Raw genomic sequence first — 16,180 nt, forward strand, 5'->3', positions numbered from 1 at the left:
CAGATCACCGAAGCTGTCACGCAATTGAGCTCCGACCGGGTGAAGTAATCGCCGACCTCGTCGTCCGCCGCCGCATCGCGAGACAGCATCGCACGGCACACCGACAACTAGTTCGCCATTTGTGGAAAATCAGCCTCGGCTCGGAGCCGGTTTCCGCCGGAGCCGCTACACCGCCTCCGGGTCCTCCCCCAGCGCCTCACCCGCCTTACGCACCAGCCCCACTGCGGTGCGCGCCCACTCGGGCGTGGCGCCGGCCATCCCGCAGACCGGGCTGATGCCGACCCGCTCGGCCAGCAGCGAACGCGCAAAGCCGATCCGGTCGGTGATCGCCGCCGCCGCGGCGGCGAGTTCCTCCACCGACGGGCGCCGCGCCGGCGCGACCGCCGGGACCATGCCCAGTACCACGGTGCGCCCGGAGTCGAGGAACGCGCCGATCGCGTCGTAGTCGGCCGGCGCCAAGGCGGTGCAGTCCAGGGATATCGCCGCAATACTGCTGCGCTGCAATACGTTCCACGGCAACTCCGAGGCACAACTGTGCACCAGGATCTCGCCGCCCACCGTCTCGGCGCAGCTGTCGAGCAGCGCGATGGCCACGGCCTCGTCGAGGGCGGGCACCGGGCTCAGCGCGGTGACCCCGGCCAGTCGGCCGGTCACCGCGGCGGTCAGGGACGGCTCGTCGAGCTGTACGACCACCGGGGTGTCAAGCCGCCGGGCCAGGTCGGCCCGGTGCGTCTTGAGGCCCTCGGCCAGCGACGCGGCCAGGTCTCGCATCGCGCCCGGGTCGGTGATCGCCCGGTGGCCGTTGGCCAGCTCCAGCTCGGCGGCCAGGGTCAGCGGCCCGGGCGCCTGCACCTTGACCGGATGCCCACCGCCGCGCAGCCCGGCGATCTCCCAGGCCTCTTCGAGGGCGTCGGTGTCCTCGGCGAGCAGGCTGACCGCGCGCCGGCTCACCGCGCCGGGGCGCGCACACAGCCGGTAGCCGCGCGGGGCGGTGTCGATGGCGATGTCGACCAGCAGCGCACCGGCCCGGCCGAGCAGATCCGCACCCACCCCGCGGGCCGGCAACTCGACCAGGTGGGCCAGGCCGCCGCCCAGCTCGCCGACGACGACCTCGGCGGCCTGGCGCGCCGAAGTGCCCGGCCATGACCCCAGGGCGGTCCCGGTGGCGAAAGCGCTCATCGAGCAACCGTATTGAAGGAGGTTTCGACCTCGACACGGCGGGTTACCTTCGACGAGTGAAGACGTCGCGGCTGGTGCTCATGGGTGCGGTAGCCGCGACGGTGCTCGGTTGTACCCGGTTCGTCGGTGGCACGGCGCTGGCACCGGTCGTGGCGCCGGTGCCCGACGGCGCCGTCCGCGTCGGGGCGATCCTGCTCGATACCTCCCGGATGCGCGGCATCACCGGTACCGACGAGGACCTGACGATCATCCCCACCATGGATTCCATCGCCCCGGTGGACATCGATGAGCTTGCCGCGACGGTGTCGCCACCGTGCCGCTTCGTCTTCACCGAGACGGCGGTGTTCGGCAGCGGGTACACCCAGTTCCGCAAGACCACCTACCAGTACCCGCCCAAGGGCGCGTTGATCTCCGAGGGCGCGGCCGCCTACCCCGACCCGCAGTTCGCCCGCCGCGCATTCGACGAGCTGGTGGCCACCGTCGCCGGTTGTGCCGGCAGCCCCGTCGGGCCGAAGATGGTCGGCGACTGGGGCGCCGACGAGCAGTCCCTGCACACCCGGCCCGGTGAGTGCGGGCGCGCCTACCTGCTCAAGGCGGTGGTGCTGCTGGAGGTCACCCACTGCGGCTTCTCCGAATCGATCGCTGACCTGGTGGTGACGAATATGGCGGCGGCGGTGCCGGGCTAAGGCCGGTGGCTCAGGCGGTGTCGGCGATGGTGGCGCTGGCGATCACCTCGTCGCCGTGCGGGTCCGGGCGGTAGCAGACCAGCGTCTGACCGCGGGCCACCCCGCGCAGTGGCGCACGCAGCCGCACGCGCAGATCGTCGCCGACGAGCTCGGCCACCGCGCCCACGGTCTCCCCGTGGGCGCGCACCTGCACCTCGCATTCGACCGGGCCGCGCCAGGCGCTTCCCGAGGTGAATACCGGCGTCCGTCCGGTCAGGCCCAGCACGTCCAGGTCGGCGGCGGTGCCGACGGTGATGGTGGCGGTGGCGGCGTCGATGCCGGTCACGTAGCGGGGCCGGCCGTCCGGGCCGGGGCCGGCGATGCCCAGGCCCTTGCGCTGGCCGATGGTGAAGCCGTGCACCCCGTCGTGCTCGGCCAGCACCGTCCCGCCGGCGTCGACGACCGCCCCGGGCCGCACCCCGATGTGGCTGCCCAGGAAGGTGCGGGTGTCGCCGGTCGGGATGAAGCAGATGTCGTGACTGTCGGGTTTGCTCGCCACCGCCAGGCCGCGTTCGGCGGCTTCGGCGCGGATGGCCGGCTTGGGGGTGTCGCCGATCGGGAACGCCGCGTGGCTGAGCTGTTCGGCGGTCAGCACCGCCAGCACATAGGACTGGTCCTTGTCGGCGTCGACCGCGCGGCGCAGCCGGCCGTCGGCGAGCCGGGCGTAGTGGCCGGTGGCCACCATGTCGAAGCCGAGCGCCACGGCGCGGGCGGCCACCGCGGAGAACTTGATCTTCTCGTTGCAGCGCACGCACGGGTTCGGGGTCTCACCGCGGGCATAGGAGTCGACGAAGTCGTCGATCACCTCGGCTTGAAACTGCTCAGAGAAGTCCCACACGTAGAACGGGATGCCCAGCAGGTCGGCGACCCGGCGGGCGTCGTCGGAGTCCTCCCGCGAACAGCAGCCCCGCGAGCCGGTGCGCAGTGTGCCCGGGTTGCGGGACAGCGCCAGGTGCACGCCGACCACCTCGTGCCCGGCATCGACCATGCGGGCGGCGGCGACCGACGAATCCACCCCGCCGCTCATCGCGGCTATGACTTTCACCGTGGCACCCCGGCGGCGGCCAGCATGGCCTGACGGGCCCGGTCCACCGCGCCCGGCAGCACCGCCAGCACCGCATCCACGTCGGCGTCGACGCTGGTGTGCCCCAATGACAGCCGCAGCGAGCCCCGCGCGGCCACCGGGTCAGCGCCCATCGCCGTCAGAACGTGCGACGGCCGCGCCACCCCGGCGGTGCAGGCCGAACCGGTGGAGCATTCGATGCCGTTGGCATCCAACAACATCAGCAGCGAGTCACCTTCGCAGCCGGCGAAGGTGAAGTGCGCGTTGCCCGGCAGCCGCTCGGTGCGCGACCCGTTGACGCAGGCGTCCTCAATCCGCGCGAGCACCCCGTCGATGAGCCGGTCCCGCATGGCCGCCACCCGGTCGGCGGTGTCCTCCAGTGAGCCCACCGCGATCTGCAACGCGGTTGCCATGCCGACGGCGCCGGCGACATCGGGTGTGCCCGAACGGATGTCACGCTCCTGGCCCCCGCCGTGCATCAGCGGAACACAGGCCACGTCGCGGCGCATCAACAGCGCGCCGGCCCCGCAGGGCCCACCGAACTTGTGGGCCGTCAGAGTCAGCGCCGACAGCCCGCTGCCCGCGAAGTCGACCGGCAGCTGACCGACGGCCTGCACCGCATCGGAGTGCATGGGCACGCCGAATTCCGCTGCGACGGCGGCGAGTTCGGCAATCGGCAACACAGTGCCGACCTCGTTGTTGGCCCACATCACCGATACCAGTGCGACATCCTCAGAGTCCTGCAGCGCCGCGCGCAGCGCGTCCGGCGTCACCGAACCGTCGGCAGCGGTGGGCAGCCAGGTGATCTCGGCGTCTTCGTGGTCGGCGAGCCAGCTGACCGCGTCCAGCACAGCATGGTGTTCGATCTCGGTGGTGATGATCCGACGCCGGCGCGGGTCGGCGTCACGCCTGGCCCAGTAGATGCCCTTGACCGCCAGGTTGTCGCCGTCGGTGCCGCCGGCGGTGAACACCACCTCCGACGGACGTGCGCCCAGGAGTGCAGCGATCGACTCCCGGGACTCCTCCATCCGGCGGCGCGCGCTGCGGCCGGCGGCGTGCAGCGACGAGGCGTTGCCGACGGTGCCCATCACGGCCGTCATCGCCTCGATGGCCTCGGGGTACATCGGGGTGGTGGCTGCGTGATCCAGATAGACCATGACCCGCCCAGGATACCGGGCAGTTCCCGTCACCTCGGTGGCCATGCGTCAGCAGCAGATGCAGGCCTGCCGGGGCGGTCGCACCTGGCAGCCCACGGCGGCCTGGCAGCGGGCGGCCAGCTCGCGCCGATCTGTCCCGGGCAGCTGCAGGGATGCGACGTGCACCCGCGCGACGGTACGCCGTGCGGTGATCAGCCGGCGCATCGAGGCCGCCAGGGTGTCGTCGCCGACGAAGGCCGGCAGGGTCGAGCGGGATCCGTCGGGATGGTGGTAGCTGAGTTGTAGCGGCTGCACGGGGCGCGCCGCGTCGACGGCGGCCTGGAACATCGCCGGATAGAACCTGCCGTGGGCGCGCCCGCACCAGGTGGTGCCCTCCGGGAACGCCACGACGGTACGGCCTTCCCGCAATCTGGCGGCCACTGCCTCGACCACCGTCGGCAGCCGGCGCAGGCTGTCCCGGTCGATCGGGATGATCCGCATGAGGCGGGCCAGCGCCCCGATGCCGGGCCAGCTGATCAGGTCGGCGCGCGCCACGAATGTCCCCGGGCACACCGCGCCGACGACGAACACGTCCAGCCAGGAGATGTGCCCGCTGACCACCAGCATGCCGCGCAGGTTGCGCAACGGTGCCCCGATCGTCGTCACCCGCACTCCGAAGCAGCGCAACACCAGCCGGCAGCAGCCGCGCTGGAAGGTGACCCGGCCCGGCAGCGGCGCCGCCAGCAGCGGCAGCACCGGTAGCAGCAGCATCAGCAGGGCCAGCCGGGCCGCCACCACCGCCGGGAACAACAGCTTCGCGCCGCCGTGCACGCACGCCGGCGTACACGATGGCCGCGGCGCCCAGGCGTTGACGACCCCGTGGTTCACGCGTCCGTGGCGACGTCGGCTGCCGCCGCGACCGAGCGCAGGCGGTTCAGGTAGCGGGTATCGGCGTCGCTGCGGCACAACAGCGCCGGGAAGTCGCCCACCCCGAAGCCGGGGTCGTGGGCCGGTTCACCGCAGATCCGCGCGCCCAGCCGCAGATAGCCGCGCAGCAGCGGCGGCAGGACCGGACGGGCCGGCGGCGCGATCTCCTCGAGGCTCTTGCCGTCCAGCACCACCGGCCGATACGGCGTCAGCCGGTGCGGTGAGGCGTGGCGGCGCCGCACGAAGTCGCGGACGCCGCGGATCTGGCTGCCGGGCGCGCCCTCGCCGTGGACGGGCACCGAGACGCAGCCGGTGATGTAGTCGTATCCGTAGCGGTCCAGGTAGGCCAGGATCCCGGCCCACATCAACAGCACGACGGCACCGTTGCGGTGCCCCGGGCGCACCACCGCCCGGCCCATCTCGACCAGCGACGGGCGCAGCGGATCGAGTGCGGCGACGTCGAATTCGGCTGCGCTGTAAAGGCCTCCGGCGGCGATGGCGCCGGTCGGGGGCAGCATCCGGTAGCAGCCGACCAGCGCTCCGGAGGTGTCGTCCCGCACCAGCAGGTGATCGCAGTATTGGTCGAATCGGTCGGCGTCTCGGCCGTCGGCCGCGGGCGGCAGGGTGAATCCCGGCTCGGTGCTGAACACCTCGTAGCGCAGCCGCTGCGCGGCTTCGATCAGGGCGGGCTCGGTGGATACCAGCAGCGAGTATCGCGGGGTGTCGGTGGTGGTGGTGGGCTCGGGGGCGATGAGAACAGAACCAGTGCTCACAATCGCCCACGGTCGCGCAGTCATGCGGCGTAGAGGCAATCACCGCATGACATGTCGGTGCACTCTCGGTGACGAGTTGCAGCCTCCGGGCGGTCCGCGCGCTGGCAGCGGCAACTCGAGAGAAATCGACATTGTGACGATAAAAATCAACGTTGTGTAGACTTTGTCGGCAAAGTGCTCGATCGCGATTTCTCGGTCCCAACGGGGGTGCAAATGCCGACACAGCAGTGGCTCATCACCGGCGTCAGCACGGGTCTGGGCCGTGCCTTCGCCCAAGCGGCTTTGGCCGCCGGGCACACCGTCGTCGGGACGGTGCGGTCCGCAGATGACCTAGCGGCCTTCCGCGCGCTCAAACCCGGGTACGCCCACGGCCGCATCGTGGACGTGACGGACGACGACGCCGTTGCGAGTCTGTTCAACGAGGTAGAACAGTGCGTCGGCCCATTGGATGTCGTCGTCGCCAACGCCGGCTACGGCCTGGAGGGCACCTTCGAGGAGACTCCACTGGCCGAGGTGAGGCGACAGTTCGCGGTCAACGTGTTCGGGACCGTGGCCACCCTGCAGGCCGCACTGCCGCAGATGCGCCGGCGCCGGCGCGGACACTTGATGGCCGTCACCTCCATGGGCGGGCTCATGGCCGTCCCCGGCATGTCGGCCTACTGCGGCAGCAAGTTCGCTGTCGAAGGCATCCTGGAAGCACTCGGCAAAGAGGTTGCGCAGTTCGGGATCCACGTGACAGCGATCGAGCCTGGCTCCTTCCGCACCGACTGGGCCGGACGATCCATGACACGCGCCGCGCGGAGCATCGCCGACTACGACGAGCTGTTCGGTCCCATCCGCGAAACCCGAAAGCAGGCCAGCGGCAGGCAGCTGGGCAACCCGGCGAAAGCCGGCGACGCCATCGTGCACATCGCGTCGCTCGAGCGGCCACCGGCACATCTCGTCCTGGGCTCAGATGCGCTGCGACTGATCACCGCCGCGCGCGCGGCTGTAGACGAGGAGATCCGGAGCTGGGAAATGCTTTCCCGCACAACCGACTTCGCCGAAGGCGCCGCGCTCTGATGGTCCGTCACCACCCGGCACACGGCCGCCGCCCCACGGTGCGTAAGGGCGATCTCCGCGAGCAGGCGATTCTGGACACCTGCGAAGCTCTGCTGGCGCAAACGGGCTACGACGCCATGACCGTCGCCGACATCGCCCAGGGCGCCGGCATCACCCGCGGCGCCTTGTACTTCTACTTCGGGTCGAAGCAAGACGTGGTCACCGCACTCGTCGCCCGCACCGTCGAGCACTTGTGGGAGCGGTCCCGCGCCACCGCAGAGACCGACGACCCGTGCCAGGCAATCGCAGCGGCCATGCAGCGCACAGTCGAGCTGTGGAACGAGCACGGCCTAGTCATGCGCACAGCGATCGACCTGTCGTTGACCGTGCCGGAGATCGGCAGACTGTGGAGCCATACCGCTGACTTGTTCATCGCGGCCATCACCGCCGTCCTGGAACGAGCCGGCGTTGAGTCCGGCACGAAACCCGAACAGGCGCCTGCAATGGCGCGCACCTTGTGTTGGATGATCGAGCGGACCTTCTACCACACATCGCACGAATCTCGCGAGGAACTCCAACGGGCATCGAAGACGTGCGAACACATCTGGCTGATCAGCGCCGGGCTGACCTGATGACGCCCCGGTATGCCAACCTCAGGCGGCAGCACCGCCGCCGTCGGCGTGCAGCGTCGAGCCGGTGATGAAACTGGACCGCGGCGAGGCCAGAAACAGTACGGCTTCGGCGATCTCGGACGCCTGCGCGGTGCGGCCGAGCGGAAGCGCCCGGCCCAGTTCGTCGTTGACGTCGCCCCACTCGGCCACCACCCCCGCGGTAGCGGTGGGTCCGGGCGCGACGCTGTTCACCCGCACCCCGTGCGGCCCGAACTCGGCAGCCCAGGTTCGGGTCAGCGATTCCAGGGCGGCTTTGGACGCGCTGTAGCTTGACGCGCCCGGAACGCCTTTGAAGGCGACCATGCTGGTGACGTTGACGATGGCGCCGCGCCCGCGCCGCAACATGGCCGGCACCAGGGCCGCAACCAAGAAGTAGGCGCCGCGCACGTTGGTGTCAAACGTCGACTCGAATGACGAGACGTCCTGGTCGACGGTGAGCGCGCCGGGGAAACTGGCGGCGTTGTTCACCAGGATGTCGACATCACCACACTGCCGGGCAAGGGAGTGCACCGATTCGAGGTCCGCCAGATCGGCGGCCACGAACCGCACGCCGTCGCCGAGTTCGGCGACGGCGGCGGCACCGCGACCAGCGGAACGGCCGGTGATGATCACCGTGGCGCCGTGCCGCGCCAGCAGCCGGGCCGACTCCAGTCCGATACCGGCGGTCCCGCCGGTCACCACCGCGGTCTGGCCCGCCAGCTCGCTCACTGGGTCGCCAGCCAGTCCGCCAGGCGGGTCTGGGCCAGGATCGCGTCGGGGCCGGTGACCAGGCCGGTGTCCCCCACCTTGGTGCCGAAGTAGACGGCCGCCGGGTCGACCACGATCGGCAGGGTCTCGCCGCGGTGCGCTAGCGCCGCAGCGGCCAGTTCGGCGAACGTCATCTTCTCCGGACCGCCGACGTTGACGATCCCGTCCACCGGGGCCGCCTGGGCCGCACGGGCCACCGCGGCGGCCACGTCGGCGCCGGCGATCGGCTGGATCAGCCCCTCGGGGGCCCGCACCACACCGTCGACGGTCAAAGACGCGGTGATCGCGTCGGCGAACTCGTGAAACTGGGTGGCGCGCACGATGGTGTAGGGCAGCCCCGAGTCGGTGATGATCCGTTCCTGGGCCACCTTGGCGCGCATGTAGCCGCTGTCCGGCAGGGCGTCGCAGCCCACGATCGACAGCGCCACGTAGTGGCTGACATCGGCCTTTTTCGCCGCTGCGACCTGGTTGGTGGTCGAGCGGGTGAAGAAGTCCATGACCGGGTCGTCGTCGAAGTTCGGGGAGTTCACCACGTCGACCAGCACGTCGGCGCCCGACAGCGCCTCAACCAGGCCCTGGCCGGTCAGGACGTCGGCGCCGGTGTCGCGCGACGCCGCCACCGGCTCGTGCCCGGCCGCGGCCAGCAGCGCGACGACCTTCGAGCCGATCTGCCCGCTGGCGCCCATCACGGTGATTTTCATTTCTTCCAGACCTCCTTGGTCGACTGTGGTGTGTCCACAGTGGCACTGCAGAGGCCGTGCCGGTACCCCGGAAAGTCCGTAGTCTGCGGGTCAGCGCCACGGGGTGTCGCGCAGTTGACGCCGGGACCGGATGCCGAGCTTGGCGAACACCTTGCGCAGGTGCCATTCGACGGTGTGCGCGCTGATGAACAACTGGGCACCGATTTCGGTGTTGGTCAGACCCGCGCCGGCCAGCTCAGCGATCTGCTGCTCCTGCGGGGTCAAGGCGTCCCCGGGGCCGGTAGGGCGTTTGCCGGCCTTCTCCCCGGTGGCTTGCAGTTCCCGGCGGCTGCGCTCGGCGAAGGCCTGCGCCCCCATCCGGCTGAAAACCGCGTGCGCGGTCCGCAGCTGGGCCCGCGCGTCGCTGCGACGATTCTCCCGCCGCAGCCATTCCCCGTACACCAGCTGGGTGCGGGGCAGCTGCACTGCCATCCGGACACCGGCCAGCCGCTCGAGGGCCTCGCGGTAGCAGTCCTCGGCGGCACTGCCTTGGCTCACCAGCGCCCGCGAGCGGGCCAGCACACCCAGCGCCAAGTCGGTGCCGGCGGCCGACGTGCGCTCTTCGAGCTGTGCCAACGCGTCGAGGGCGACTGCATGTTCGCCGGCGCGCACTGCGGCCTCGACCAGCTCGACCAGATTCCAGCCGTACAGGCCCAAGTCCTCGTATTCGCAGGCCCGCCGCAGCGCCGCGCAGGCCACCGGGTAGTGGCCCAGCCCGAGGTGCAACACCGCGGTGGCATAGCCGACGAGGGCACTGATGCGGCCCTCCCCGCGCGCGGCGCCGTCGCGGGCCGCGGCCTCGATCAGCACGGTGGCCTCCGCTTCGTCGCCGGCCCACGCCGCCAGCGCCAGTTCGTGATAACGCACCGGGGTCTGGCCGGCCGCGGCCGACAGCGACCGCGCCTCGGCGAGAAGCGCACGCGCCGACGCGAACTCGCCGGCCTGGACATGCACCCCGGCCCGGGTCGTCAGCGCGGTCGGTAGCGCCGCCAACGCACCGGTACCGGTGGCCACCCGCACCGCATCGGTGGCGATCCGGTGCCAGGATTCGTCGTCCCACAGATCGTGCACGACAGCCTCGTGGGCGACCGGGAAGGCTTGCCACGACCAGGTTTCCGGGGTGATCGCCGCGATCGCGGCCCGCATCGGTGCGAGGCCGGCCGTGTACCCCGCAGCGATCCGGGTGGCCAGTCCGTGTAGCAGCAGGCCGCTCGGCCGGTGCGGGGTGGCCAGCGGTTGTGCGGTCAGCATCGTCGCGATATCGGTGCGCATCCCGGGCCCGAACTCTCGTCCGGCGTACATGGCCGCGCTGACGGCTTCCAGCATTGCGTCTTGGGCCATCGGCCCGTCCAGGTCGGCCAATTGTGTTGCGGCGTCGAATAGTTGGTGCACCGACTGGGTCAGGGCCGGGGCGTCGCCGGTGCCGCGACCACGGGTGAACGCCAACACCGCGCGAGTGCGCGCCACTCTGGCGCGCTGCAGGTCGTCCAGCGGGGCCATTTCGGCGGTGTCCAGCAGGGCGTCCGCGGCGTCGAGCTCGGCGGCCGCACGCATCGCCTCGGCGGCGTCCAGTGCCCGGGCGCCGCGCAGCGCGGCATCCGGGGTCAGTTCGGTGGCCCGGCTCAAAAACGCCGCCGCCGCAGCGGTTCCGCCGCGAAGCTGGGCCCGGCCGGCGGAGTGTTCCAGTTCCGCGGCGACCGATTCGTCCGGGGCCGCCGCGGCGTGGGCGCCGTGCCACGCACGACGGTCGGGGTCATGCGCCGGGTCGGTGGCTTCGGCCAGGGCACGGTGGGCCTGCCGCCGCTCGCCGTGCTGCGCCGCACGGTAGACGGCCGAGCGCACCAACGGATGCCGGAACCGCACGCGCGCGCCCGTCTCCAGCAGGCCCGCCTCTTCGGCCGGCGTCAAGGCCTCGCCGGGCAGGCCGAGCAGCTGCGCCGCCCGCAGCAGTAGCGTCGGATCCCCCACCGGCTCGGCGGCGGCCAGCAGCAGCAACTGCTGGGTGTCGCCCGGCAACGACCGGATCCGGGCCAGGAAGTGCTGCTCGATCTGGCCGGCCACCGGTTGCACGTCGGGCCGGTGGTATCCGCCCGCCAGTTCGGCGGATGACAGGCCTCGCGGCAACTCCAGTAGCGCCAGCGGGTTGCCGTGTGTTTCGGCGACGATGCGGTCTCGCACCTGGGTATCGATGCGCCCGGCGACCGCCGAGGCCAGCAAGGCCCGGGCGTCGGCATCGCCGAGCCCCCGCAGCACCAGTCTGGGCAGTCCGGTCAGGCCGTCGACCGGCTCGCGCAGCGCGAACACCAGCGCGACCGGTCCGGCCGCCAGCCGGCGCGCCACGAACCCCAAGGTCTGCGCCGTGACCTGGTCCAGCCACTGCGCGTCGTCCACCAGGCACAGCACCGGGCGCTCGACGGCCGCACCGGCCAGCAGCCCCAGCACCGCGAGCCCGACCAGGAAGCGATCCGGTGCCGGGCCCGAGCTCAGACCGAAGGCGGTCTGCAGCGCCGCGCGCTGAGGCTCGGGAAGCTCAGCGGCGCAATCGAGCACCGGCGCGCACAACTGCTGCAGGCCGGCGAAGGCCAGTTCCATGTCCGACTCCACGCCGGCGGTGCCGATCACCTGGAATCCGGTGGCACTGTCGGCCAGGTAGTCCAGCAGCGCGGTCTTGCCGATGCCGGGCTCGCCCCGCACGATCAGCACCTGTGGATCGCCGGCCCGGGTGCGCTCGAGCAGTTGCCGCAGCTGCGCGCACTCCTGGGCGCGGCCGATCAGCCGACCAGTCACGAAAGCCCCCATTCCGGCGTCGGAACGGGGGCTTTCGCGATTGCTCACGCAGAAGAAATTAACCCTTGCGGGCCTTGACCGCCTCGGTCAGCTGCGGGGCGACCTTGAACAGGTCCCCGACGATGCCGTAGTCGGCGATCTCGAAGATCGGCGCTTCCTCGTCCTTGTTGACCACCACGATGGTCTTGGACGTCTGCATGCCGGCCCGGTGCTGGATCGCACCGGAGATGCCCAGGGCGATGTAGAGCTGCGGCGAAACCGTCTTGCCGGTCTGGCCGATCTGGAACTGGCCCGGGTAGTAGCCCGAGTCCACCGCGGCACGCGAGGCGCCCACGGCCGCACCGAGCGAGTCGGCCAGCTCCTCGACCACCGAGAAGCTCTCGGCGCTGCCGACGCCGCGACCGCCGGCCACCACGATGGGGGCCTCGGTGAGCTCCGGACGGTCGCCGGCCACCGCGGGCTCACGCGAGGTGATCTTGGTGGCGTTCTCGGCAGGCGCGGGAACCTCCACGGTGACCTGCTCGCCCGCTCCGGCGCTCGGGGCCGGCTCCACGGCGCCGGCCCGCACGGTGATCACCGGGGTCTCACCGGTGGGCTCGGCGTCGACGGTGTAGGCGCCACCGAAGATGGAGTGCACCACCTTGGCGCCTTCGGAGACCTCGACCACGTCGACCAGCAGACCGGAGCCGATCCGAGCCGCCAGCCGGCCGGCGACCTCCTTGCCGTCGGCGTTGGCGGCGATCAGCACCGCGGCCGGGGTCGCCGACTCGGTCAGCGCGGCCAGCACGTCGACGGTCGGGGTGACCAGGTAACCCTCCACCACGTCGGACTCGGCGACGTAGATCTTGGCCGCACCGGCCTCCTTCAGCCCGTCGACCAGCGGAGCGGCGGTGCCGGGGGCACCGACGACGACGGCGGACGGTTCGCCGAGCACGCGCGCGGCGGTGATCAGTTCGGAGCTGACCTTCTTCAGCGCTCCTTCGGCGTGCTCGACGAGCACGAGTACTTCAGCCATGTTTGTCTACTTCCGTTTTCGTAAGTCCGGGGATCGCTTAGATCAGCTTCTGGGCAACCAGGTACTCGGCGATCTTGGTGCCGCCGTCGCCCTCGTCGGTCACCTTCTCGCCGGCGGTCTTCGGCGGCTTCGGCGTCGACGCGGTCACCTTGGACCCGGCGTTGGCGACACCGACCTCGTCGGCCTCGACCCCGATCTCGGCCAGGGTGAGCACGGTGACTTCCTTCTTCTTGGCGGCCATGATGCCCTTGAAGGACGGGAAGCGGGGCTCGTTGATCTTCTCGTTGACGCTCACCACCGCCGGCAGCGAGGCCTCCAGGGTGAACACGCCCTCGTCGGTCTCCCGCTCGCCGGTGACCTTGCCGCCCTCGACGGTCAGCTTGCGCAGGTGCGTCAGCTGCGGCAGGCCCAGGTACTCGGCGATGATCGCCGGAACCGCACCGCCGACACCGTCGGTGGACTCGTTGCCGGCGATGACCAGCTCGGTGCCCTCGATCGCGCCCAGCGCCCGGGCCAGCGCCCAGGCGGTCTGCACGACGTCGGAACCCTTCATGCCGTCGTCGAGGATGTGCACGGCCTTGTCGGCCCCCATCGACAGCGCCTTGCGGATCGCCTCGGTGGCCCGTTCCGGGCCGGCGGTCAGCACGGTGACGGTGCCTTCGGCACCTTCCTTCTCGCGGATCAGCAGCGCCTCTTCGACGGCCCGCTCGTTGATCTCGTCGAGCACGGCGTCGGCGGCGTCACGGTCCAGCGTGAAGTCGCCGTCACTGAGCTTGCGCTCCGACCAGGTGTCTGGGACCTGTTTGATCAGGACCACGATGTTCGTCATGAGTGTGGTTCGTCCTCCTCGAAGGGGTCCTGCGGCGGCCGGCCACAAGACTGGGTCACGATTTACGCAGCCGCACGGCCATATTACTCGTCGGTAACTTAGTGCGGTTCGCCTGTACAGAGTAGCGGGTCGTGATAGAGCCACTGCGGGGTAGCCGGTTCGTGGACCGCGCCATTAGCGTTAGCCTGCCTGTGCAATGAAATCTATTGACGGTCCCGACTCCCCCGCCGACACCACCTTGATGCTGACGGGCGAGCGCACCATTCCCGGACTCGACGTCGAGAACTACTGGTTCCGCCGTCACGAGGTGGTCTACCAACAGCTGGCGCCGCGTTGCGCCGGCCGCGACGTCCTGGAAGCCGGGTGCGGCGAGGGCTACGGCGCCGACCTGATCGCGCGCGGGGCACGTCGGGTGATCGGGCTGGACTACGACGACGCGGCGGTGGCCCACGTGCGGGACCGCTACCCGCGGGTGGAGGCGATCCAGGGCAATCTCGCCGACTTGCCGCTGCCCGACGCCGCCGTGGACGTGGTGGTCAACTTTCAGGTGATCGAGCACCTGTGGGACCAGGCGCAGTTCATCGCCGAGTGCGCCCGGGTGCTGCGGCCCGGTGGGCTGCTGATGGTGTCGACCCCCAACCGGATCACGTTCTCCCCCGGCCGCGACACCCCGATCAACCCGTTCCACACCCGGGAGCTCAACGCCGCCGAGCTGACCGCACTGCTCATCGACGGCGGGTTCGTCATGGACGCGATGCTCGGGGTGTTTCATGGGCCGGCACTGCGCGAGATGGACGCCCGGCACGGGGGCTCGATCATCGACGCGCAGATCGAACGCGCGGTCGCCGACGCGCCCTGGCCGGCCGAGCTGCTGGCCGACGTCGCCGCCGTCACCAGTACAGATTTCGACATCCTCCACGCCGCCGAACGCGCAATCGATGACAGCCTGGATCTGGTGGCGATCGCGGTGCGGCCGTGAACGAAAAGCCCTCGGTGCCAGGCCTGTTCACCCTGGTGCTGCACACCCACCTCCCGTGGCTGGCCCACCACGGCCGCTGGCCCGTGGGCGAGGAGTGGCTCTACCAATCCTGGTCGGCGGCCTACCTGCCGCTGATGCGGGTGCTGCGGTCGCTGGCCGCTGAGGGCCGGCGCAACCTGCTCACCCTCGGGGTGACGCCGGTGGTCGCCGCCCAGCTCGACGACCCCTACTGCCTCGACGGCATGCACCACTGGCTGGCGAACTGGCAGCTGCGCGCCACCCAGGCCACGACTTTGCCGGATCTGCGCGACTTCGGCCGGCACGAGTGCGCCGCGGCCGAGCAGGCGCTTGAGGAGTTCGCGCTGCTGTGGCGGCACGGTGCCAGCCCGCTGCTGCGCGAGCTGGCGCAGGCCGGCACTGTCGAACTGCTCGGCGGCCCGCTGGCCCACCCGTTCCAGCCCCTGCTGGCGCCGCGGCTTCGTGAGTTCGCGCTGCGCGAGGGCCTGGCCGACGCGGCGGCACGGCTGGCCCACACCCCCGCCGGGATCTGGGCGCCGGAATGCGCCTACGCGCCCGGGATGGAACACGGCTACGCCGCGGCCGGGGTCTCGCACTTCATGGTCGACGGGCCATCGCTGCACGGCGACACCGCGCTGGGCCGCCCGGTCGGCGACACCGACGTGATCGCGTTCGGGCGCGACCTGCAGGTCAGTTACCGGGTGTGGTCGCCGAAATCGGGCTATCCCGGCCACGACGCCTATCGCGACTTCCACACCTACGACCACCGCACCGGGCTGAAGCCGTCCCGGGTCACCGGCCGCAACGTCGACCCCGAACACAAAGCGCCCTATGACCCGCAGCGCGCTGACGCCGCCGTCGACGCCGACGTCGCCGATTTCGTCGAAGTGGTCCGGGGCCGCCTGCAGGCCGAGTCCGAGCGGATCGGTCGCCCCGCCCACGTGGTCGCCGCCTTCGACACCGAGCTGTTCGGCCACTGGTGGTACGAGGGGCCGACCTGGCTGGCCCGGGTATTGCGGGCGCTGCCGGAGGCCGGGGTGCGCGTCGGCACCCTGTCCGACGCGATCAGCGCCGGGTTCGTCGGCGACGCGGTCGAACTGCCGCCCAGCTCCTGGGGCTCGGGCAAGGACTGGCGGGTGTGGTCCGGGGAGAAGGTCGCCGACCTGGTGCAGCTCAACACCGAGGTGGTCGAGACGGCGCTGGGCGCCGTCGACAAGGCGCTGGCGCAGACCGGGGCGCCCTCGGGCCCGACTCCGCGTGACCGGGTCGCCGACCAGATCCTGCGGGAGGCGCTGTTGACGGTGTCCAGCGACTGGCCGTTCATGGTGAGCAAGGACTCCGCCGCCGACTACGCCCGCTATCGCGCACAGCTGCACGCGCACGCCACCCGGGAGATCGCCGACGCACTGGCATCGGGGCATCGTGACGCGGCCGAACGGCTCGCCGAGGGATGGAATCGGGCCGACGGTCTGTTCGGCGCGCTGGATGCCCGTAGGCTGCCACGGTGACCCCCCTCTTTCGCGACCGTGCATGTGTCCGGCGCGACATGG

The 16,180-nt window shown here is 71.0% G+C and carries 15 protein-coding genes; 5 read left to right on the forward strand and 10 right to left on the reverse strand.

Annotated features, from left to right (window positions below; all coding sequences use genetic code 11):
* Window positions 1–165: 165 nt before the first annotated feature.
* Window positions 166–1,179 carry a methionine synthase gene (locus tag A5694_RS19100; protein ID WP_064923876.1) on the reverse strand — a complete coding sequence of 338 codons (1,014 nt, stop codon included), beginning with the start codon at window positions 1,177–1,179 and terminating at the stop codon, window positions 166–168.
* A gap of 80 nt (window positions 1,180–1,259) precedes the next feature.
* On the opposite strand from A5694_RS19100, the gene A5694_RS19105 reads away from it, so the two are divergent.
* Window positions 1,260–1,865 carry a sensor domain-containing protein gene (locus tag A5694_RS19105; protein ID WP_064923925.1) on the forward strand — a complete coding sequence of 202 codons (606 nt, stop codon included), beginning with the start codon at window positions 1,260–1,262 and terminating at the stop codon, window positions 1,863–1,865.
* A gap of 10 nt (window positions 1,866–1,875) precedes the next feature.
* On the opposite strand, the gene mnmA is transcribed toward A5694_RS19105, so the two are convergent.
* The 4 genes from mnmA to A5694_RS19125 are packed head-to-tail and all read right to left on the reverse strand — an operon-like array spanning window position 1,876 to window position 5,803.
* Window positions 1,876–2,949, reverse strand: a complete 1,074-nt coding sequence (gene mnmA, locus A5694_RS19110) for a tRNA 2-thiouridine(34) synthase MnmA (protein WP_064923877.1) — start codon at window positions 2,947–2,949, stop codon at window positions 1,876–1,878.
* Entirely contained in the window at window positions 2,946–4,124 is a 1,179-nt protein-coding gene (locus tag A5694_RS19115; RefSeq protein WP_064923926.1) for a cysteine desulfurase family protein, read from the reverse strand. Before A5694_RS19115 ends, mnmA begins: the two co-directional genes overlap by 4 nt.
* A 48-nt stretch (window positions 4,125–4,172) precedes the next feature.
* Window positions 4,173–4,991 (reverse strand): lysophospholipid acyltransferase family protein, encoded by an 819-nt coding sequence (locus A5694_RS19120; protein ID WP_065019460.1) that lies wholly within the window; start codon window positions 4,989–4,991, stop codon window positions 4,173–4,175.
* Window positions 4,988–5,803 carry a GNAT family N-acetyltransferase gene (locus A5694_RS19125; protein ID WP_064923878.1) on the reverse strand — a complete coding sequence of 272 codons (816 nt, stop codon included), beginning with the start codon at window positions 5,801–5,803 and terminating at the stop codon, window positions 4,988–4,990. Before A5694_RS19125 ends, A5694_RS19120 begins: the two co-directional genes overlap by 4 nt.
* Before the next feature lie 213 nt (window positions 5,804–6,016).
* Between A5694_RS19125 and A5694_RS19130 the strand changes: the two genes are divergently transcribed.
* Both A5694_RS19130 and A5694_RS19135 read left to right on the forward strand, forming a co-directional pair.
* Entirely contained in the window at window positions 6,017–6,865 is an 849-nt protein-coding gene (locus tag A5694_RS19130) for an oxidoreductase (protein ID WP_064923879.1), read from the forward strand.
* Window positions 6,865–7,476, forward strand: coding sequence for a TetR/AcrR family transcriptional regulator (locus tag A5694_RS19135; RefSeq protein WP_064923880.1), 612 nt, complete (start codon window positions 6,865–6,867; stop codon window positions 7,474–7,476). The genes A5694_RS19130 and A5694_RS19135 overlap by 1 nt, the downstream gene beginning before the upstream one ends.
* A gap of 21 nt (window positions 7,477–7,497) precedes the next feature.
* On the opposite strand, the gene A5694_RS19140 is transcribed toward A5694_RS19135, so the two are convergent.
* From A5694_RS19140 to A5694_RS19160, 5 genes are all read right to left on the reverse strand, one after another.
* A complete protein-coding gene (locus tag A5694_RS19140; protein WP_064923881.1) occupies window positions 7,498–8,223 on the reverse strand; it encodes an SDR family NAD(P)-dependent oxidoreductase in 726 nt (241 codons plus the stop codon).
* Window positions 8,220–8,963 carry an SDR family oxidoreductase gene (locus A5694_RS19145; RefSeq protein ID WP_064923882.1) on the reverse strand — a complete coding sequence of 248 codons (744 nt, stop codon included), beginning with the start codon at window positions 8,961–8,963 and terminating at the stop codon, window positions 8,220–8,222. Before A5694_RS19145 ends, A5694_RS19140 begins: the two co-directional genes overlap by 4 nt.
* Window positions 8,964–9,053: 90 nt before the next feature.
* A complete protein-coding gene (locus tag A5694_RS19150; RefSeq protein WP_082952760.1) occupies window positions 9,054–11,801 on the reverse strand; it encodes a helix-turn-helix transcriptional regulator in 2,748 nt (915 codons plus the stop codon).
* Between the two features lie 46 nt (window positions 11,802–11,847).
* The gene (locus tag A5694_RS19155; protein WP_064923883.1) at window positions 11,848–12,804 is read right to left on the reverse strand and encodes an electron transfer flavoprotein subunit alpha/FixB family protein; all 957 of its coding nucleotides are present in this window, start codon (window positions 12,802–12,804) and stop codon (window positions 11,848–11,850) included.
* 37 nt (window positions 12,805–12,841) lie between these two features.
* Window positions 12,842–13,633, reverse strand: coding sequence for an electron transfer flavoprotein subunit beta/FixA family protein (locus A5694_RS19160; RefSeq protein WP_064923884.1), 792 nt, complete (start codon window positions 13,631–13,633; stop codon window positions 12,842–12,844).
* 196 nt (window positions 13,634–13,829) lie between these two features.
* On the opposite strand from A5694_RS19160, the gene A5694_RS19165 reads away from it, so the two are divergent.
* Together A5694_RS19165 and A5694_RS19170 are read left to right on the forward strand one after the other, a co-directional pair.
* Window positions 13,830–14,612 (forward strand): class I SAM-dependent methyltransferase, encoded by a 783-nt coding sequence (locus A5694_RS19165; protein WP_064923885.1) that lies wholly within the window; start codon window positions 13,830–13,832, stop codon window positions 14,610–14,612.
* A complete protein-coding gene (locus tag A5694_RS19170) occupies window positions 14,609–16,138 on the forward strand; it encodes a 1,4-alpha-glucan branching protein domain-containing protein (RefSeq protein WP_064923886.1) in 1,530 nt (509 codons plus the stop codon). Before A5694_RS19165 ends, A5694_RS19170 begins: the two co-directional genes overlap by 4 nt.
* Window positions 16,139–16,180 lie beyond the last annotated feature (42 nt).

The organism is Mycolicibacter sinensis (assembly GCF_001667945.1).
Lineage (GTDB): Bacteria > Actinomycetota > Actinomycetes > Mycobacteriales > Mycobacteriaceae > Mycobacterium > Mycobacterium sinense_B.